An 18,567-nucleotide genomic window follows, 5' to 3' on the forward strand; every position below is an offset into this window, starting at 1 on the left:
GACCGCAGCTGTTACAAGAAAATTCAATCGATTGTCTGCCTTGTCGGCATGTTCGCTCATTCAGCATTTCGATAGCGCACCAGGCCCTGGCCGGCCTTGGCTAGACTCGCGCTATTGCCCACCGAACAAGGCCTGCAGCATGCACAAGCGAATGATGATTACCGGCGCCGGGTCTGGCCTCGGCCGTGAAATTGCCCTGCGTTGGGCGCGCGAGGGTTGGCGCCTGGCGCTGGCCGATGTCAACGAGGCCGGCCTGCGGGAAACCCTTGAGTGGGTGCAGGCCGCCGGTGGCGAAGGGTTCGTGCAGCGCTGCGACGTTCGCGACTACAGCCAGCTGACGGCGCTGGCCCAGGCCTGTGAAGAAAGGTTTGCCGGCATCGACATGATCGTCAACAACGCCGGGGTGGCCTCGGGCGGTTTTTTTGCCGAGTTGTCACTGGAAGACTGGGATTGGCAATTGGCGGTCAACTTGATGGGGGTGGTCAAGGGCTGCAAGGCATTTTTGCCGTTACTGGAACGCAGCCAGGGGCGGATCGTCAACATCGCCTCGATGGCAGCATTGATGCAGGGCCCAGGCATGAGCAACTACAACGTGGCCAAGGCCGGGGTGTTGGCGTTATCGGAAAGCCTGCTGGTCGAGCTGCGTCAGGTGCAGGTGGCGGTGCATGTGGTGTGCCCGTCGTTCTTCCAGACCAACCTGCTGGATTCTTTCCGCGGGCCGGACCCGGCAATGAAAGCCCAAGTGGGCAAGTTGCTCGAAGGCTCGCCGATCAGCGCTGCCGAAATTGCCGATTACATGCATGAGCGGATTGCTGCGGATGAGTTTTTGATCTTGCCGCATGAGGCGGGGCGTGCTGCCTGGAAGCTTAAGTGCCAGACGCCGGAATTGTTGTATGCGGAGATGGCTGGGATGGCGGTGAAGATGCGCGCCAAGGCACGGCAGTAGTGGGCGAGTGAGGTATGCTCGGCAGCTTTGAATCTGCACGGGCGTGGCTGTGGTCAATTACTTCTGGTTCTTTCTTGCGGCGTTGTTCGAGATTGGCGGGTGCTATGCGTTTTACCTCTGGTTGCGGTTGGGCAAGAGTGCCTGGTGGGTGGTGCCGGCCCTGGTCAGCCTGAGTGTGTTTGGGCTGATTTTGACGCGCGTCGAAGCGGCCTATGCGGGGCGGGCTTATGCGGCTTATGGCGGGATCTATATCGTTTCTTCGCTGCTCTGGTTGGCGCTGATTGAGCGGGTTCGGCCGTTGGGGAGTGATTGGATCGGGGCGCTGTTGTGTGTGGTAGGGGCCACGATTATTGTGTTTGGGCCGCGGTTGCAGCAGGGCTGATTTGCTGGTTGATGTTCAGCTCTCGGCTTCGGTGGGTCGTGCTCGGTTATGGGGGCTTATCCGTTTGTTGTGTTGGCCGGTCGGGCCCCTTTCGCCTTTACGGCGAGTCACTTTTTTGGCAAACGCCCCAAAAAAGTAACCAAAAAAGGTCTTGGCTCCACATCCGGCCCCTTCGCTGCGCTGCGGGGTTCCCTCGCTCCGGTCTTGCTCCCGGGAGGACCGCGCTGTACGGCCCATCCTGGGCCGCAGCGCTTGCCGGGCATCCATGCCCGTCACCTCCCTCCGCAAGACCTGCGCTCGGCCTCCTGAGTCGCCGGTGGATCAAGATCAAAGGCACGCCTCGCTGCGCTGGCGCAGATCAAGAGCGGGGCCGCGGCGCGGCCCTTCGCGGGCAAGGCGGACCGCTACGGATGGCCACAAAGCTGCCCCAGCCTTGACCTTCGCTTTTGACCTTCGCTTTTGATCTGCGTTCTTGATCTGCGCCAGCGCAGCGAGGCGTGCTCTTGATCTTGATCTGCTTTTGATCTTGATCTACCTGCGACTTCAGGAGGCCGAGCGCAGGTCTTGCGGAGGGAGGTGACGGCCATGGATGGCCGGCAAGCGCTGCGGGCCAGGAGGCCCGTACAGCGCGGTCCTCCCGGGAGCAAGGCCGGAGCGAGGGAACCCCGCAGCGCAGCGAAGGGGCCGGATGTAGGAGCCAGCCTTTTTTTGGTTACTTTTTTGAGGCGTTTGTCAAAAAAGTGACTCGCCGTAAGGGCGAAAGGGGCCCTACCCGCCACCACAAAAAAAGGATAAGCCCACCCCAATCAAGAAACACCCCCCTCAAAACCACCCCAAATCTGTAGGGGTTTTTACCCTCAAGCGTAGGACCGATCTATTTAGCAGGAGCAACGTTGTGTAGGCGAATGTACCCAGTGCAGTCTCCAATCTTCCCTGGAACGAGGAGGATCAAAGCATGCTGGTACTGACTCGCGAAGTTGGCCAGGTCATCGCCATCAACGATGACATCCAGATCGTGGTAGTAGCGATCGACCATGGCATCGTCCGCCTGGGCATCGACGCCCCACGCGACCTACCCGTACACCGCTGTGAAATCTACAAGCGAATCAAAGCCCGCAAAGTGCAGGAGCAGTAAAAAGGGGGACCGGCTCGCAGCCCCCCACAGCATTACTCGAACAGCTCCTTGGGCACATCATGCTTGGCCAGCAGCTGGCACTGCTGGCTTTCCAGATCAAACAGGATAAACGCCTGACCCTTGGCCAATGCCTGGCGCACCCGCAGCACACGGGTTTCCAGCGGCGTGTCATCGCCGTTATCGGTGCCTTCGCGCGTCACGAAGTCCTCGATCAGGCGGGTCAGGGTTTCAGCTTCGAGTTGGTCGTAAGGGATCAGCATGGGCAACTTCGTAGATTGATCGACAATCCCGCCATGCTACGCGATTCGCGCACCACAGGCGTCACAGCTTGTTACCCAAAAGGCTGTCAACCGGCGGCACACGGGTATCGCTCTCCATCTGCGCGTCATGCTCTATCTGGTGGCTGAAGCGCTCCAGCGAAGCATTGGCCGGGTTCGAATCGCTGGCAAACACCGGTGGGCTGAGCAGGTAACCCGAGAGCAGCCGGCTGAGGGTTGCCAGGCTGTCGATATGGGTCCGCTCATACCCGTGGGTGGCATCGCAACCAAACGCCACCAACGCCGTGCGGATGTCATGGCCCGCCGTAACCGCCGAGTGCGCATCGCTGAAGTAGTAACGGAACAGATCGCGGCGTACCGGCAGTTGCTGGTCATTGGCAAGCTTGAGCAGGTGCCGCGACAGGTGGTAATCGTACGGCCCCGACGAGTCCTGCATCGCCACGCTCACCGCATGCTCGCTGGAGGCCTGACCAGGTGCCACCGGCGCAATGTCGATGCCGACAAATTCACTGACGTCCCACGGCAATGCACCTGCAGCACCAGAGCCAGTCTCTTCGGTGATGGTGAACAGCGGGTGGCAGTCGATCAGCGGCTGCTGGCCGCTTTCCACCACCGCCTTGAGCGCAGCAAGCAGCGCTGCCACACCGGCCTTGTCGTCCAGATGGCGGGCGCTGATATGGCCGCTTTCGGTGAACTCGGGCAGGGGATCGAAGGCGACGAAATCACCAATCGAGATCCCCAACGCCTCGCAGTCGGCGCGGGTCGCGCAGTAGGCGTCCAGGCGCACTTCGACGTGGTCCCAACTGATCGGCATCTGGTCGATAGCGGTGTTGAAGGCGTGCCCGCTGGCCATCAGCGGCAACACGCTGCCGCGGAACACACCGGTGTCGGTAAACACGCTGACCCGGCTGCCCTCGGCAAACCGGCTCGACCAGCAGCCGACCGGCGCCAGGGCCAGGCGGCCGTTGTCCTGCAACTGGCGCACGCTGGCGCCGATGGTGTCGAGGTGGGCTGATACAGCGCGGTCAGGCGAACTTTGCCGGCCTTTGAGGGTGGCGCGGATGGTGCCGCGGCGGGTCAGCTCGAACGGAATGCCTAATTCATCCAGGCGTTCGGCGACATAGCGCACGATGGTATCGGTAAAGCCGGTCGGGCTGGGGATGGCGAGCATTTCCAGCAGGACGCGTTTCAGGTAGTCCAGATCCGGTTCGGGGTGGGTTACAGACATAGTCACTCCTAGGCGGTGGGGGAGGGTGGCCTGACGCGGTTACCGCGCAGGCCCCCTGGGTGATTCAGGCTGGTGCCCGGCTGTGCGGAAACAGCAGATCGACAAAGCGCTCGGCCGTGGGTTGCGGTTCATGGTTGGCCAGGCCAACGCGCTCGTTGGCTTCGATGATCACGTAGTCGGGCTGGCTGGCATCGCCCACCATGAAGTCCAGGCCGACCACGGGAATATCCAGCGCCCGCGCCGCGCGCACGGCGGCATCGGCCAAGGCCGGATGCAAACGTTCGGTGACATCTTCGAGAATGCCGCCGGTGTGCAGATTGGCCGCACGGCGTACCGCCAGGTGCTCGCCTGCCGGCAGAATATCGCCGTATTCATAACCTGCCGCACGCACGGTGCGCTCGGTTTCTTCATCCATCGGAATGCGGCTTTCACCAGCCGTGGCAGCCTCGCGGCGGCGGCTCTGGGCCTCGATCAGCGCCTTGACGCTGTGCGTGCCGTCACCGATCACCTGTGCCGGGTGGCGAATGGCTGCGGCCACCACTTCGTAGCCGATGACCACGATGCGCAGGTCATACCCCGGATGGAAGCTCTCGAGCAGTACGCGGCTATCAAAACGCTGGGCGTGTGCGACGGCCTGGGAAACCTCCTCAAGCGTGGTCAGATTGACCGCCACACCCTGGCCTTGCTCGCCATCGACCGGCTTGACCACTACCGCGCCGTGCTCTTCCAGAAACGCCAGGTTGTCGTCGACATTGCCGGCCAGCTGTTGCACCGGCACCTTCAGCCCGGCCTTTTCCAGCGCATGCTGGGTCAGGCGCTTGTCCTGACAGAGGGTCATGCTGACGGCGCTGGTGAGGTCGCTGAGCGACTCGCGGCAGCGTACCCGGCGCCCGCCCAGGCTGAGGGTAAACAAGCCGGCCTTGGCGTCGTCGACCTGCACTTCGATGCCGCGGCGGTGGGCTTCGTCAACAATGATGCGCGCGTACGGGTTGAGCTCGGCCTCAGGCCCAGGGCCGAGGAACAGGGTCTGGTTGATGCCGTTCTTGCGCTTGACGGCAAAGGTCGGCAAGTTGCGAAAGCCGAGCTTTTCGTAGAGGCGCTTGGCCTGGCGGTTGTCGTGCATCACCGACAGATCCAGATAGGCCAGCTCGCGGCTCATGAAGTGCTCGATCAAGTGCCGCACCAGCACCTCGCCGACCCCAGGCCGGCTGCAGCGCGGGTCGACGGCCAGGCACCAGAGGCTGCTGCCATGCTCGGGGTCATCGAACGACTTGCTGTGATTGAGGCCCATCACGCTGCCGATCACAGCATGGGTGTCTTCATCTTCGGCCAGCCAGTACACCGGCCCGCCTTGATGGCGCGGGGTGAGCAGCTCGGCGTTGACCGGGAGCATGCCGCGCGCCTGGTACAGCGCATTGATCGCCTGCCAGTCGCTTTCGCTCTGTGCCCGGCGAATACGAAAACCGCGGAACACCCGCTGCGCCGGGCGGTAGTCACTGAACCACAGGCGCAGGGTGTCCGAGGGGTCGAGAAACAGCTGTTGCGGAGCGTGCGCCAGTACCTGATGCGGCGCCGCCACGTAAAGGGCAATGTCGCGTTCACCGGGGGCCTCATCCAGCAGCGCCTGTGCCAGGCAGCTCGGGTCCGGGTAGGTATGGCCGATCAGCAGCCGGCCCCAGCCGCAGTGGACTGCCCGTGGCTGGTCGTGCGGCTCGCTGCCATCTTCGGCCAGGCGCGCCTGCAGCCGCGCGTAGGACGGGGCCTGGCCGCGCAGCAAGCGCTGGCCGTAGGCTGTTTCGTGGGCTTTCATCGATCAGATTCCTTGTTCACTGAGCCACAGGTTCAGTGCCGCCAACTGCCACAGCTTGGAGCCGCGCAGTGGGGTCAACTGGCCGTGCGGGTTGCTCAGCAGCTTGTCGATCATGGCCGGGTTGAACAGGCCACGGTCCTGGCTTGGGTCGGTCAGCAGGTCGCGCACCCAACCCAGGGTGGCTCCTTCCAGGTGCTTGAGGCCAGGGACCGGGAAGTAACCCTTCTTGCGGTCGATCACCTCATGCGGGATGACCCGACGTGCGGCGGATTTGAGCACCTGCTTGCCGCCATCGGGCAGCTTGAAGCGTGCCGGGATCCGCGCCGAGAGTTCCGCCAGGCGGTAATCGAGGAACGGCGTGCGCGCCTCCAGGCCCCAGGCCATGGTCATGTTGTCGACCCGTTTGACCGGGTCATCGACCAGCATCACCGTGCTGTCCAGGCGCAACGCTTTGTCTACCGCATCGGCCGCGCCAGGGCGGGCGAAATGCTCGCGAACAAAATCACCTGCTGCGTCGTTGTCCAGCAGCCACGGTGCCTGCACCGTCTCGCGGTATTCGGCATGGCTGCGGTCAAAGAACGCATCGCGGTAGGCCGAGTACGGGTCCGCTGCGCCATCGACCTGCGGGTACCAGTGGTAACCGGCAAACAGCTCATCGGCGCCCTGGCCGCTCTGTACGCCCTTGCAGTGCTTGGCGACTTCACGCGATAGCAGATAGAAAGCGATGCAGTCGTGGCTGACCATCGGTTCGCTCATGGCGCGGAACGCCGCCGGCAACTGGTCGATGATTTCGTGCTCATCGATGCGCAACTGATGGTGGCGGGTGCCGTAGTGGCGGGCGATGAGGTCGGAAAACTCGAACTCGTCGCCGCGCTCACCGCCAGCGTCCTGGAAGCCGATCGAGAAAGTCGACAGATCGTCCACGCCAACGTCGCGCAGCAGACCGACCAACAGGCTCGAATCGACCCCGCCCGACAGCAGTACACCAACGTCCACTGCGGCGCGTTGACGGATCGCCACCGCATCGCGGGTAGCGTCGAGGACGCGGGTGGTCCAGTCTTCGAGGTCGAGCTTCTGCTCGTCGGCATTTGGCCCGTACTTGAGCTGCCACCAGGTCTGACGTTCGACTTCGCCGTGGCGGTCGACACGCATCCAGGTGCCAGGCTCGAGCTTTTGCACATTGGCCAGCAAGGTACGCGGCGCCGGTACCACAGCGTGGAAGTTGAGGTAGTGGTTGAGCGCTACCGGGTCGATCACCGGGTCGATATCGCCGCCCTTGAGCAGTGCCGGCAGGGTCGAGGCGAAGCGCAGGCGTTCACCGTTGCGCGACAGGTACAGCGGCTTGACGCCAAGGCGGTCACGTGCCAGGAACAGGCGCTGGGTGTCGCGCTCCCAGATGGCCAGCGCGAACATGCCGTTGAGCTTGGGCAGCAGCGCGGCGCCCCAGGCGTGATAGCCCTTGAGCAGCACTTCGGTGTCGCCGTCGGACCAGAACGTATAACCCAGGTCGAGCAGCTCCTGGCGCAGTTCCGGGAAGTTGTAGATGGCGCCGTTGAACGCCAGCGACAGGCCGAGGTTGTTGTCGACCATCGGCTGCGCCGAGCCGTCGGACAAGTCCATGATCTTCAAGCGCCGATGACCGAGGGCAATCGGCCCTTGGCTATGGAAGCCCCAGGCATCTGGGCCGCGTGGGGCCAGATGGTGGGTGATGCGCTCAACCGCAGCGAGATCCGCGGGGCGCGGGGCCTGATTGATCGGGGTAAAACGTAACTCTCCAGCTAATCCGCACATAAGTCCTTACCGGTTTTGCCGTTGGGGAAGGTGCCTCGCCGGATGACGGGCACTTAGGTAGTGACCGGAGCAGTTTCTGAGAGTTTTATATCAATCGGTTATAAGGGATGAGTGGTCAGTCGGCTGCAAGCAGCCCGTTGCTCAGGCCTTGCCGCGAATCAGGGCGCGTAATGCAAAGCGATTAGGGTGGCACGCCTCAGCTACCGACCGCGGCACCGGCAAGGGTTCGCCACTGATCCAGGCCGCCAGCAGCTCACCGCTGAGCGGGGCGGTGATCAGGCCTCGCGAGCCATGCCCGGTGTTTACATACAGGCCATCCAGCCAAGGACAGTCAACTGCAGGCAGCTGCCGAGCATCCTTGCGCAGCATGGCGTACGCCTCGTTGAAGGCATGAGCGTCAGCAACCGGCCCGACAATCGGCAGGTAGTCCGGGCTGGTGCAGCGAAACGCTGCGCGCCCTTGCAGCAGTGCCGGGTCCAGCGTGGCGAGCTGCAGCCGCTGACCGAGGTCGGTGGAAATTTCCTCGAGCAGCTCGAGGTTGCCTTGATGCTCGGCCACGGTCGGGGTCAGGTCGTCGCTGTGGAAGTCAAAGCTGGCGCCAAGCGTGTGCTCGTCATCGCGCACCGGCGCCACATAGCCCTCGGCACATACCACCGTACTCAACGAGCGGCTCTCGGCAGTGGCCGGCAAGCGGGTGATCTGCCCACGGATGCGTTTGAGCGGCAGCTCCGCACACGGCGCAAAGGCGCGCACATCGGCCGCGCCGGCCAGCACCACCACCGGCGCAGTGGCCAGCAGACGCGCGCCGGCCCAGGCTTGCCAGAGGCCATCAACCTGGCGCAGCTCGAGCACTTCCTGATGCACCTTTACTTCAATGCGCGGGTGCTGCAATTGCGCAGCGCACAGCGCCGGCGGGTGCACCCAGCCACCCTGTGGATAAAACAGGCCGCCACTGGCCAGGCTGACCCCTGCCACCTGCTCGGCCTCGAGCTGGCTCAGCGGGCGCAGCAGGCTGCTGTCGAAGGCGCCAGCGAGCTTGGCCTGACGCACGGCTTCCTTGTCATCGAAGGCCAGTTGCAGTACGCCGCAAGCATCCCAGTCGCGTCCGCGCTGCATGCGTTCGAGGTAACGGCGGGTGTAGCCGAAGCCGGCGACGATCATCTGTGACAGCGCTGTGCCATGGGCAGACAGCTTCAAATACAGCACGCCTTGCGGATTGCCCGAGGCTTCCTGTGCAGGCGCAGCATGGCGCTCCAGCACCGTGACCTGCCAACCTCGTGTGGCCAGGCTGGCGGCGCTGGCGCTGCCAGCCAGCCCGGCGCCGATCACCAGCGCCTGGCGCGGGCCGCCGGTGGCTGTTGGGCGGGCGTACCACGGTGCCGTGGCCGTCACCGCCGGCTGGCCGCTGTAGTGGCCGTGCATCACCTCCCACTTGGTGCCCAGCCCAGGCACCTTTTTCATGCTGAAGCCGGCCTCGATCAGGCTACGGCGGACCCAGCCGGTGGTGGTGAAGGTGCCGATGCTGGTGCCTGCATGCGACAGCCGCGCCAGTTGCGCGAACAGCTCGGGTGTCCACATGTCAGGGTTTTTCGCGGGCGCGAAGCCGTCGAGAAACCACGCGTCGATGCGCGCATCGAGCAGCGGCAGTTGCTCGAGTACATCACCGATCAGCAAGGTCAGGGTCACCCGGCCGCCGTCGAAGGTGAACTGCTGAAAGCCCGGATGCACTGCCACGTACTGGTTCAGCAGCGGCTGCCAGTAAGCCGCCAGCTCCGGCCACAGCTTAACGGCGCGGCTCAGATCGGCATGGCTCAACGGGTACTTTTCGACGCTGACGAAATGCAGGCGGGCGCCGGCCGTGGCCTGCTCGGCAAACAGCTGCCAGGCGCAGTAGAAGTTCATCCCGGTGCCAAACCCGGTCTCGCCGATCACCAGGCAGCCATCGGCTGGCAGCTCGGCAAAGCGCTGGCGCAGGCGGTTGCCTTCGATGAACACGTACTGGGTTTCGAGGCTGCCTTCAGTGGTGGAGAAGTACACGTCGTCGTATTGCCGCGAGTGCGGGCGGCCCTGATCGTCCCAGTCAATCTGGGCGTGCTGGGGGAGGGTAGGGTCTGGCATGGTCGGCTCGGCGGCAGCGGAAGCGGGATTTTAAGCCATTGCGCAGGTCTTAGGCTGCACGCAAGCGCATAAATCGCTGCCGATCCGCTAGTCTTGTCATTCCAATGAAGGAGCCACGCCAGCATGTTCGAATCTGCGCAAATCGGTCACCACATCGACAAGGACACCTTTGATGCTGCAGTGCCGGCGCTGCGCGAGGCGCTGCTCGACGCTCAGTACGAGCTCAAGCAGCAGTCTCGCCTACCGGTGATCATCCTCATCAATGGCATCGAAGGCGCCGGCAAGGGCGAGACGGTCAAGTTGCTCAACGAGTGGATGGACCCGCGCCTGATCGACGTGCTGACCTTCGATCAGCAGACCGACGAAGAACTGGCCCGGCCGCCCGCCTGGCGCTATTGGCGGGCGCTGCCACCGAAGGGCCGGATGGGGGTGTTTTTCGGCAACTGGTACAGCCAGATGCTGCAAGGCCGGGTGCATGGCCAATTCAAGGACGCCGTGCTCGATCAAGCGATTGCCGGCGCCGAGCGGCTGGAACAGATGCTCTGCGATGAAGGCGCGTTGATCATCAAGTTCTGGTTTCACTTGTCCAAGAAGCAGATGAAGGCGCGCCTCAAGACCCTGCGCGACGACCCGCTGCACAGCTGGCGGATCAGCCCGTTGGACTGGCAACAGTCGCAGACCTACGACCGCTTCGTGCGCTTCGGCGAGCGCGTGCTGCGCCGCACCAGCCGCGACTATGCGCCCTGGCACGTGATCGAAGGCGCCGACCCGCATTACCGTAGCCTGGCCGTCGGTCAGATTCTGCTGGAGAGCATGCAGGCCGCGCTGGCTGTGGACCCCAAGGCCAAGCACAAGGGCAACGTCGCCCCGCTGGGCCGCAGCATCGACGACCTCAACCTGATCAACGCGCTGGATTTGAGCCAGCGCCTGGACAAGAAGGACTACGAGCAGCAGCTGGTCAGCGAACAAGCGCGCCTGGCCGGTTTGCTGCGTCACAAGCACATGCGCAAGCATGCCCTGGTCGCGGTGTTCGAAGGTAACGATGCGGCCGGCAAGGGCGGCGCGATCCGCCGTGTGGCCGCTGCGCTCGACCCACGCCAGTACCGCATCGTGCCGATTGCTGCACCCACTGAAGAGGAACGCGCCCAGCCTTATCTGTGGCGGTTCTGGCGGCATGTGCCGGCGCGCGGCAAGTTCACCATCTTCGACCGTTCGTGGTATGGCCGGGTGCTGGTGGAGCGGGTTGAGGGTTTTTGCACGCCTGCCGACTGGATGCGCGCCTACGGTGAAATCAATGACTTCGAAGAGCAGCTGAGCAACGCCGGCGTGGTAGTGGTCAAGTTCTGGTTGGCGATCGATCAGCAGACCCAATTGGAGCGCTTTGAAGAGCGCGAGCAAATACCCTTCAAACGCTACAAGATCACCGAAGATGACTGGCGCAACCGCGAAAAATGGGACGTCTATACCGAAGCTGTCGGCGATATGGTCGACCGCACCAGCACCGAGATTGCACCCTGGACGCTGGTCGAGGCCAATGACAAGCGCTGGGCGCGGGTCAAGGTCCTGCGCACCATCAACGAGGCGTTGGAAGCAGCGTTCGCCAAGCACAAGAAGTAACCGCAAACGGCCTGCCTGCGGCGTCGCGCCCAGCGCGCAGCAGGTAGGCATGCCGCCAGGGAATGACCTGATGCATTTTTTTCCAGTCATTTTAGACCTGTTACACCCGCCAAGCCCTTAGACTGCGATCACCCCCACCACGGGCTTTGATCGAGGACGTTATGCACACCACTTCCGGACGCTGGGTCCATGGCCTGCTATTGGCACTGTTGACCGCGCTGCTCTGGGGCATCCTGCCGATCAAGTTGAAGCAGGTCCTGCAGGTGATGGACCCGGTCACGGTGACTTGGTATCGCCTGCTGGTATCCGGTGGCCTGTTGTTCATCTGGCTGTCGGCCAAGCGCCGCCTGCCGCCATTTGCCGGCCTGGGCCGCAAGCGTACCGGCCTGGTGGCGCTGGCCATCTTCGGCCTGCTCGGCAACTACGTGCTGTACCTGATCGGGCTCAAGCTGCTCAGCCCCGGCACTGCCCAGCTGGTGGTGCAGATCGGCCCGGTGCTGTTGTTGGTGGCCAGCGTATTCGTATTCAGGGAGCGCTTCAGTTGGGGCCAGGGCATGGGCCTGGTCGTGCTGCTGCTGGGCTTTGGGCTGTTTTTCAATCAGCGCCTGGCCGAGCTGCTGGGGTCGTTGGGCACCTACACCACGGGTGTCTTGACCATTTTGCTGGCGACCAGCATCTGGGTGTTTTATGCGCTTAGCCAAAAACAGCTGCTGACCGTATGGAATTCGCAGCAGGTGATGATGGTGATCTACCTGGGTTGCGCGGCGCTGCTGACGCCCTGGGTGCACCCGCTCGAGGCGCTGCAGTTGAGCCCCTTGCAAGGCTGGCTGCTGTTGGCCTGCTGTTTGAATACTCTGGTGGCATATGGCGCTTTTGCGGAAGCGCTGGCGCATTGGGAGGCGTCGCGGGTCAGTGCGACATTGGCGTTGACGCCCTTGGTGACGTTTGTCGCTGTAGCGCTGGCTGCGTGGCTGTGGCCGGAGTATGTGCATGCCGAACAGATCAATGCGCTGGGTTATATCGGCGCGGTGACGGTGGTGCTGGGTTCGGCGCTGGTGGCCTTGGGGCCGTCGCTGCTGGCCAGTTGGCGGGCAAGGCGTGCGCGGTTGCAGGTTGGTTGAATATTGTTGGCCGCTAATAATGATGGGGGCGCGCAGCGCCCCGACTCACTCAGCCCTTGGCGCCAGGCGCCAACATGTTCTCCGGGCGCACCCACTGATCGAACTGCTCATTGGTCAAATACTGCAGCGCCAGGGCAGCTTCACGCAAGGTCGTCCCTTCGCTGTAAGCCTTCTTGGCAATCTCCGCCGCCTTGTCATAACCAATATGCGGGTTCAGCGCAGTCACCAGCATCAAACCACGCTCAAGGTGCTCGGCCATCTGCTCGGCATCCGGCTCGATGCCGGCCACGCAGTGCTGCTGGAAGTTGCTGCAGCCGTCGGCGAGCAGGGTGATCGACTGCAGCAGGTTGTGAATGATCACCGGCTTGTACACATTCAGCTGCAGATGCCCCTGGCTGGCGGCAAAGCCGATGGTGACGTCGTTGCCCAGCACCTGGCAGGCCAGCATCGACAACGCCTCGCACTGAGTTGGGTTGACCTTGCCGGGCATGATCGAGCTGCCCGGTTCGTTGGCCGGCAGGCGCACCTCGGCCAGCCCTGCACGTGGGCCGGAGCCTAACAGGCGCAAGTCGTTGGCGATTTTCATCAGGGCTACGGCGAGTGATTTCAGCGCGCCGGCCAGGTTGACCAGCGGCTCATGCCCGGCGAGCGCGGCAAACTTGTTCGGCGCAGTGACGAAGGGCAGCCCGGACAATGCCGCCAGCTCGGCGGCGACGGCTTCGGCAAAGCCATGCGGTGCGTTCAGGCCGGTGCCCACAGCCGTGCCGCCCTGGGCCAGCTCGTACACTGCTGGCAGCGCTGCGCGAATCGCTCGCTGGGCGTAGTCGAGCTGGGCGACGAACGCCGAGATCTCCTGGCCGAAAGTGATCGGCGTGGCATCCATCATGTGCGTGCGGCCAGTCTTGACCAGTTTGTGATGGCGCGCAGACAGCTCGGCCAGCCCCGACGAAAGCTCGGCAATCGCTGGCAGCAGCTTGTCGTGCACTGCCTGCGCCGCGGCAATGTTCATCGCGGTGGGGAAGCAGTCATTCGAGCTCTGCGAGCGGTTGACGTGATCGTTCGGATGCACCGGTGATTTGCCGCCGCGGCCCTGGCCGGCCAGCTCGTTGGCGCGCCCGGCGATCACTTCATTGACGTTCATGTTGCTCTGGGTGCCGCTGCCGGTCTGCCACACGACCAACGGGAACTGCTCGTCCAGCTGGCCATCGAGCACTTCGTCGGCGGCCTGTTCGATCAGCCGGGCGATATCCGCCGGCAGGTCACCGTTGCGGTCATTGACCCGTGCGGCGGCCTTCTTGATCAGCGCCAGCGCGTGCGAAACGGCCAGCGGCATGCGCTCCTGGCCGATGGCGAAGTTGATCAGCGAGCGCTGGGTTTGCGCGCCCCAGTAGGCGTCCTGAGGAACTTCGACCGGGCCCAGGCTGTCTGTTTCGATACGGCTCATGCGGCGTTCACTCCATAATCGTCTGAATCCGCAGTTTAGGCCCCGATTCGACCGAGCGGTTCAATCGCTCATCGTGCTACTTGAGTAGAGCGCCCGGCGCGGCGCAGAATGCTCGTCTCTGAGGTACTCGCCTCCCTTTCCTGAAGGATTTGCAATGACCCGTCTCCGTGTCCTTTGTGCCGCCGTCGCCCTGGCCTGCGCCAGCGGTTCGGTTCTTGCCGCAACCCCTGCGCACAACCAAGCCGCCGAGAAGTTCCTGACCCTGGCCAATGCCGACAAGCTGGGCACTCCGGTGTACATGCAGGTGCAGCAGATGTTTGCCCAGCGCTTCGAGCAGACCAAGGCGCCAGCCTCCAAGAAAGCCGTGCTCGACAGCTACCAGGCCAAGGCCAACGCTGCTCTGGACAACGCCATTGGCTGGAAAAAGCTCAAGCCGCAGATGGTCAACCTGTACACCGCGACCTTCACCGAAGGCGAGCTGCAGGACCTGGTCAAGTTCTACGAGTCGCCATTGGGCAAGAAAGTCCTGCGCGAAATGCCCAAGGTCACTCAGCAGTCGGCCCAGCTGACCCAGCAGAGCCTGGAGCCAGCGGTACCGGTGGTCAACAAGCTGCTTGAAGACATGACCAAAGAGCTCGACCCGAACGCTGGCAAAGCCGCTCCTGCGAAGAAGTGAGCCAACGCTGATGAACATGCAACAACGCATCGAACAGCAACTGGCGGCATTGGCCAACGTGCACCTTGAGGTGCTCGACGAAAGCCACATGCACAGCCGTGGGCTGGAGACGCACTACAAGGCGGTGCTGGTCAGCGAGCAGTTCGCTGGCCTCAACAGCGTCAAGCGCCACCAGCGGGTGTACGCGACCATGGCCGATCTGATGGGGCAGATTCATGCCCTGGCCATTCACACCTACACCCCTGAGGAGTGGGCCAAGGTTGGCGCAGCACCGGCATCGCCGGTGTGTGCTGGCGGCGGTCACTGAAACCTCCCAGGCATTCTGGTAAACTGCGCAACATCCCCCGTGGGAGCGGTGGTGCGTTGACCCGAGCTGTTTTCAGCCTGGGTCAGCGCATCGCCGCTCCCATGTGTGTTTCAAGGCCACCCGCTCAAACTGTCATTCCGGTCCGCCCCTTACGAGGGTGACCACCTGGAGAACTCGTTACATGTCACAAGCTATCGTCGTCGCGGCGCTGTACAAATTCGTCACCCTGGAAGACTACCTCGAACTGCGCGAGCCGCTGCTCAAGGCCATGCTCGACAACGGCGTCAAAGGCACGCTGCTGCTGGCGCTGGAAGGCATCAACGGTACTGTCTCGGGCACCCGCGAAGGGATCGACGGCCTGCTCCAGTGGTTGCGCAGCGACCCGCGCATGGTCGACATCGATCATAAAGAGTCGTACTGCGACGAGCAGCCGTTCTACCGCACCAAGGTCAAGCTGAAAAAAGAGATCGTGACCCTTGGCGTGCCTGGCGTGGACCCAAACCACAAGGTGGGCACCTACGTTGAGCCCAAGGACTGGAACGCCCTGATCAGCGACCCTGAAGTGCTCTTGATCGACACCCGCAACGACTACGAAGTGGCGATCGGCACCTTCAAGGGCGCGGTCGACCCCAAGACCGAGACCTTCCGCGAGTTTCCCGAGTACATCAAGGCCAACTTCGACCCGAGCAAGCACAAGAAGGTGGCAATGTTCTGCACCGGCGGCATCCGCTGTGAAAAAGCCTCCAGCTATATGCTCGGTGAGGGCTTCGAGGAGGTCTATCATCTCAAGGGAGGCGTGCTGAAGTACTTCGAAGAAGTGCCTCAGGAAGAGAGCCTGTGGGATGGTGACTGTTTCGTCTTCGACAACCGCGTCACGGTGCGTCACGACTTGACCGAGGGCGAGTACGACCAGTGCCATGCCTGCCGTCACCCGATCAACGCCGAAGAGCGTGCGTCCGAGCATTATTCGCCAGGCGTCAGCTGCCCGCATTGCTGGGACAGCCTGAGCGAGAAGACTCGCCGCAGCGCCATCGACCGGCAGAAACAGATCGAACTGGCCAAGGCGCGCAACCAGCCACACCCGATTGGTTTCAATTACAAAGCCGAGGCCTGAGGCATGTCTGCACGCCTGCTGTATGTGATGGATCCGATGTGCTCCTGGTGCTGGGGGTTCGCCCCGGTGGCTGCGGCGCTGATCGCCCAGGCAGCCGAGGCGGGCGTGCCGACGCGGCTGGTGGTGGGCGGCCTGCGCTCGGCCAGCAGCGCCCTGGATGTCGCTACTCGGCGCTACATCCTCGAGCATTGGCAGGCGGTCGCCGAAGCCACCGGCCAGCCGTTTCGATTCGACGACGCGCTGCCCGATGGTTTTGTCTATGACACCGAGCCGGCCTGCCGTGCCCTGGTTGCTGCGCGCGAGCTCGACGCCGAACGCGCCTGGCCGTTGCTGGCGCTGATTCAGGCCGGCTTCTACGAGCAAGGCCTGGACGTGACCCGCCCGCCGCAACTGGTCGACCTGGCCGAGCAGGCCGGCTTTGATCGCGCGCAGTTCGCTGAAGCGCTGATTCGCAGCGAAACCCGCAGTGCTACCGCCGCTGATTTCAGCTGGGTGCAAGACCTGGGTATCGCCGGTTTCCCGACCCTGCTGGCCGAACGTAATGGTCAACTGGCCTTGCTGACCAACGGCTATCAGCCGCTGACCAGCCTGCAGCCTTTGCTCGGCCGCTGGCTGCAGCAGGCCGCGTGTGCTTGACCTGCCGGGGTCGCCCGACCCTGTACCGGGGAAGCCTCATGGCGCCCCTGATCGGTTGAGTTGGGCAGAAATCCGCCGGCTGGCACTGCATCACCGCAAGGCCTTGTGGGGCGCCAACCTGGTGGCGATGCTGGCGGTGCTGTGCAGCGTGCCGATCCCGTTGCTGCTGCCACTGCTGGTCGATGAGGTGCTGCTGGGCCACGGCGACGCTGCACTCAAGTGGATGAATCATCTGCTGCCAAGCCACTGGCAGCAGGCAACCGGCTATATCGGCTTGATGCTCGCGGCGACATTCTGCCTGCGGGTTTGCGCGCTGGCCTTCAACGTGGTTCAGGCCAAGCTGTTTGCCGGCCTGGCCAAAGACATTGTCTACCGCCTGAGGATTCGCCTGATCGAGCGCCTCAAGCGTATCTCGCTCAAGGAATACGAAAGCCTGGGCAGTGGCACCGTGGCCACTCACTTGGTCACTGACCTCGACACCTTGGACAAGTTTGTCGGCGAAACCCTCAGTCGCTTCCTGGTGGCGATGCTGACCCTGACCGGCACTGCGGCAATCCTGTTGTGGATGCACTGGCAGTTGGCATTGTTGATTCTGCTGTTCAACCCGCTGGTGATCTACTTCACCGTGCAGTTGGGCAAGCGCGTCAAACACCTGAAGAAACTCGAGAACGACAGCACTGGGCGCTTTACCCAGGCGCTGACCGAGACGCTGGATGCCATTCAGGAAATCCGCGCCGGCAACCGTCAGGGTTATTTCCTCGGTCGGCTTGGCCTGCGCGCCCGTGAAGTGCGTGACTACGCCGTGGCCTCGCAGTGGAAAAGCGATGCCAGCGGGCGCGCCAGCGGCTTGTTGTTCCAGTTCGGCATCGACATCTTCCGTGCTGCTGCGATGCTCACCGTGTTGTTCTCCGACCTGTCGATCGGGCAGATGCTCGCTGTGTTCAGCTACCTGTGGTTCATGATCGGCCCGGTCGAGCAGCTGCTCAATCTGCAATACGCCTACTACGCCGCCGGTGGCGCGCTGAGCCGCCTCAACGAGCTGCTGGCGCGCGAGGACGAGCCGCAATACGCCGCTGCCAGCGATCCGTTTGCCGGGCGCGACACGGTTGGCATCGAGGTGCGCGACTTGCGTTTCTCCTACGCTGACGAGCCGGTGCTGGAGCACCTCGATCTGTCGATTGCGCCAGGCGAAAAGGTCGCGATTGTCGGTGCCAGCGGCGGCGGCAAGAGCACCCTCGTTCAGTTGCTGCTGGGTCTGTACACCGCTCAGGCCGGGACCATTCGTTTCGGCGGCGCCAGCCTGCAGGAGATTGGCCTGGAGACCCTGCGCGAAAACGTTGCGGTAGTGCTGCAGCATCCGGCCTTGTTCAACGATAGCGTGCGCGCCAACCTGACCATGGGCCGCGAGTGCAGTGACGAAGCCTGTTGGCAGGCGCTGCGCATCGCCCAGCTCGACAGCACCATCAGTGCCTTGCCGCAGGGCCTTGATAGCGTCGTTGGCCGCTCTGGTGTGCGCTTGTCCGGCGGCCAGCGTCAGCGCCTGGCGATTGCCCGGATGGTCCTCGCCGAGCCTAAAGTGGTGATCCTCGACGAAGCCACCTCGGCCCTCGATGCCGCCACTGAATACAACCTGCATCAGGCCTTGGCGCGATTTCTCAGTGGCCGTACCACGTTGATCATTGCCCACCGGCTTTCGGCGGTGAAGCAGGCCGACCGGGTCCTGGTATTTGACGGCGGGCACGTCGCCGAAGACGGTGATCATCAGCAATTGATAGCTGACGGTGGGCTTTACGCCAAGTTGTACGGCCATCTGCAGCAGACCTGAGCAGTGGCTGGCGCCGGCGGCGCTGCATGAGCAGGATAATCCTGCATTTATTTGCAATGCGAACGTCTAGCTAGTAGCGGTTTCTCGCCTACGCTGTGCTTGTCTGGTTTGATTAGTGCTTTATCTGCCGCCGTGACAG

16 protein-coding genes are annotated in these 18,567 nt (G+C 63.1%); 10 read left to right on the plus strand and 6 right to left on the minus strand.

Features of this window, described 5'->3' with window-relative positions; genetic code table 11:
* The first annotated feature begins 139 nt into the window (after positions 1-139).
* From FW789_RS00425 to csrA, 3 genes are all read left to right on the plus strand, one after another.
* A complete protein-coding gene (locus FW789_RS00425; protein WP_103438226.1) occupies positions 140-946 on the plus strand; it encodes an SDR family oxidoreductase in 807 nt (268 codons plus the stop codon).
* Between the two features lie 49 nt (positions 947-995).
* Positions 996-1,328 (plus strand): YnfA family protein, encoded by a 333-nt coding sequence (locus FW789_RS00430; protein ID WP_103438833.1) that lies wholly within the window; start codon positions 996-998, stop codon positions 1,326-1,328.
* Between the two features lie 955 nt (positions 1,329-2,283).
* The gene (gene csrA, locus FW789_RS00435; protein ID WP_103438225.1) at positions 2,284-2,463 is read left to right on the plus strand and encodes a carbon storage regulator CsrA; all 180 of its coding nucleotides are present in this window, start codon (positions 2,284-2,286) and stop codon (positions 2,461-2,463) included.
* Between the two features lie 32 nt (positions 2,464-2,495).
* Here the strand turns inward: csrA and FW789_RS00440 are convergent, their stop codons facing one another.
* From FW789_RS00440 to mnmC, 5 genes are all read right to left on the minus strand, one after another.
* On the minus strand, positions 2,496-2,723 hold the full coding sequence (locus FW789_RS00440) for a YheU family protein (RefSeq protein WP_101321674.1): 228 nt from the start codon (positions 2,721-2,723) through the stop codon (positions 2,496-2,498).
* 61 nt (positions 2,724-2,784) lie between these two features.
* Complete coding sequence (locus tag FW789_RS00445) at positions 2,785-3,969, minus strand: osmoprotectant NAGGN system M42 family peptidase (RefSeq protein WP_103438224.1); 1,185 nt, start codon at positions 3,967-3,969, stop codon at positions 2,785-2,787.
* Between the two features lie 64 nt (positions 3,970-4,033).
* On the minus strand, positions 4,034-5,779 hold the full coding sequence (gene ngg / locus FW789_RS00450; protein WP_207073672.1) for an N-acetylglutaminylglutamine synthetase: 1,746 nt from the start codon (positions 5,777-5,779) through the stop codon (positions 4,034-4,036).
* 3 nt (positions 5,780-5,782) lie between these two features.
* Positions 5,783-7,570 carry an N-acetylglutaminylglutamine amidotransferase gene (locus FW789_RS00455; RefSeq protein ID WP_103438222.1) on the minus strand — a complete coding sequence of 596 codons (1,788 nt, stop codon included), beginning with the start codon at positions 7,568-7,570 and terminating at the stop codon, positions 5,783-5,785.
* Positions 7,571-7,711: 141 nt separating this feature from the next.
* Positions 7,712-9,688: a bifunctional tRNA (5-methylaminomethyl-2-thiouridine)(34)-methyltransferase MnmD/FAD-dependent 5-carboxymethylaminomethyl-2-thiouridine(34) oxidoreductase MnmC gene (mnmC, locus tag FW789_RS00460; protein WP_446430729.1), complete on the minus strand. Its 1,977-nt coding sequence runs from the start codon at positions 9,686-9,688 to the stop codon at positions 7,712-7,714.
* 123 nt (positions 9,689-9,811) lie between these two features.
* Here mnmC and pap point away from each other — a divergent pair, with 123 nt between their 5' ends.
* On the plus strand, positions 9,812-11,305 hold the full coding sequence (gene pap / locus FW789_RS00465) for a polyphosphate:AMP phosphotransferase (RefSeq protein WP_103438220.1): 1,494 nt from the start codon (positions 9,812-9,814) through the stop codon (positions 11,303-11,305).
* Positions 11,306-11,466: 161 nt separating this feature from the next.
* Positions 11,467-12,426 carry a DMT family transporter gene (locus tag FW789_RS00470; RefSeq protein ID WP_446430730.1) on the plus strand — a complete coding sequence of 320 codons (960 nt, stop codon included), beginning with the start codon at positions 11,467-11,469 and terminating at the stop codon, positions 12,424-12,426.
* 49 nt (positions 12,427-12,475) lie between these two features.
* On the opposite strand, the gene FW789_RS00475 is transcribed toward FW789_RS00470, so the two are convergent.
* Positions 12,476-13,870, minus strand: coding sequence for a class II fumarate hydratase (locus FW789_RS00475; protein WP_430328292.1), 1,395 nt, complete (start codon positions 13,868-13,870; stop codon positions 12,476-12,478).
* A gap of 154 nt (positions 13,871-14,024) precedes the next feature.
* Between FW789_RS00475 and FW789_RS00480 the strand changes: the two genes are divergently transcribed.
* From FW789_RS00480 to FW789_RS00500, 5 genes are all read left to right on the plus strand, one after another.
* Positions 14,025-14,546, plus strand: a complete 522-nt coding sequence (locus FW789_RS00480) for a DUF2059 domain-containing protein (RefSeq protein ID WP_101321666.1) — start codon at positions 14,025-14,027, stop codon at positions 14,544-14,546.
* A 10-nt stretch (positions 14,547-14,556) separates the two neighbouring features.
* On the plus strand, positions 14,557-14,853 hold the full coding sequence (locus FW789_RS00485; protein ID WP_101321665.1) for a BolA family protein: 297 nt from the start codon (positions 14,557-14,559) through the stop codon (positions 14,851-14,853).
* A gap of 181 nt (positions 14,854-15,034) precedes the next feature.
* On the plus strand, positions 15,035-15,967 hold the full coding sequence (gene trhO, locus FW789_RS00490; protein ID WP_101321664.1) for an oxygen-dependent tRNA uridine(34) hydroxylase TrhO: 933 nt from the start codon (positions 15,035-15,037) through the stop codon (positions 15,965-15,967).
* A 3-nt stretch (positions 15,968-15,970) separates the two neighbouring features.
* Positions 15,971-16,603, plus strand: a complete 633-nt coding sequence (locus FW789_RS00495; protein ID WP_207073675.1) for a DsbA family protein — start codon at positions 15,971-15,973, stop codon at positions 16,601-16,603.
* Complete coding sequence (locus FW789_RS00500; protein WP_446430731.1) at positions 16,596-18,428, plus strand: ABC transporter ATP-binding protein; 1,833 nt, start codon at positions 16,596-16,598, stop codon at positions 18,426-18,428. The genes FW789_RS00495 and FW789_RS00500 overlap by 8 nt, the downstream gene beginning before the upstream one ends.
* The last annotated feature ends 139 nt before the right edge of the window (positions 18,429-18,567 follow it).

The sequence above is a fragment of the Pseudomonas sp. 1121_17 genome, from assembly GCF_052850745.1.

Bases quoted from the DNA above. Each gene is read 5' to 3' on its own strand.
- FW789_RS00425 (WP_103438226.1), top strand. From the start codon at position 140: ATGCACAAGCGAATGATGATTACCGGCGCCGGGTCTGGCCTCGGCCGT.
- csrA (WP_103438225.1), top strand. From the start codon at position 2,284: ATGCTGGTACTGACTCGCGAAGTTGGCCAGGTCATCGCCATCAACGAT.
- FW789_RS00440 (WP_101321674.1), bottom strand. From the start codon at position 2,723: ATGCTGATCCCTTACGACCAACTCGAAGCTGAAACCCTGACCCGCCTG.
- FW789_RS00445 (WP_103438224.1), bottom strand. From the start codon at position 3,969: ATGTCTGTAACCCACCCCGAACCGGATCTGGACTACCTGAAACGCGTC.
- ngg (WP_207073672.1), bottom strand. From the start codon at position 5,779: ATGAAAGCCCACGAAACAGCCTACGGCCAGCGCTTGCTGCGCGGCCAG.
- FW789_RS00455 (WP_103438222.1), bottom strand. From the start codon at position 7,570: ATGTGCGGATTAGCTGGAGAGTTACGTTTTACCCCGATCAATCAGGCC.
- mnmC (WP_446430729.1), bottom strand. From the start codon at position 9,688: ATGCCAGACCCTACCCTCCCCCAGCACGCCCAGATTGACTGGGACGAT.
- pap (WP_103438220.1), top strand. From the start codon at position 9,812: ATGTTCGAATCTGCGCAAATCGGTCACCACATCGACAAGGACACCTTT.
- FW789_RS00470 (WP_446430730.1), top strand. From the start codon at position 11,467: ATGCACACCACTTCCGGACGCTGGGTCCATGGCCTGCTATTGGCACTG.
- FW789_RS00475 (WP_430328292.1), bottom strand. From the start codon at position 13,870: ATGAGCCGTATCGAAACAGACAGCCTGGGCCCGGTCGAAGTTCCTCAG.
- FW789_RS00480 (WP_101321666.1), top strand. From the start codon at position 14,025: ATGACCCGTCTCCGTGTCCTTTGTGCCGCCGTCGCCCTGGCCTGCGCC.
- FW789_RS00485 (WP_101321665.1), top strand. From the start codon at position 14,557: ATGAACATGCAACAACGCATCGAACAGCAACTGGCGGCATTGGCCAAC.
- trhO (WP_101321664.1), top strand. From the start codon at position 15,035: ATGTCACAAGCTATCGTCGTCGCGGCGCTGTACAAATTCGTCACCCTG.
- FW789_RS00495 (WP_207073675.1), top strand. From the start codon at position 15,971: ATGTCTGCACGCCTGCTGTATGTGATGGATCCGATGTGCTCCTGGTGC.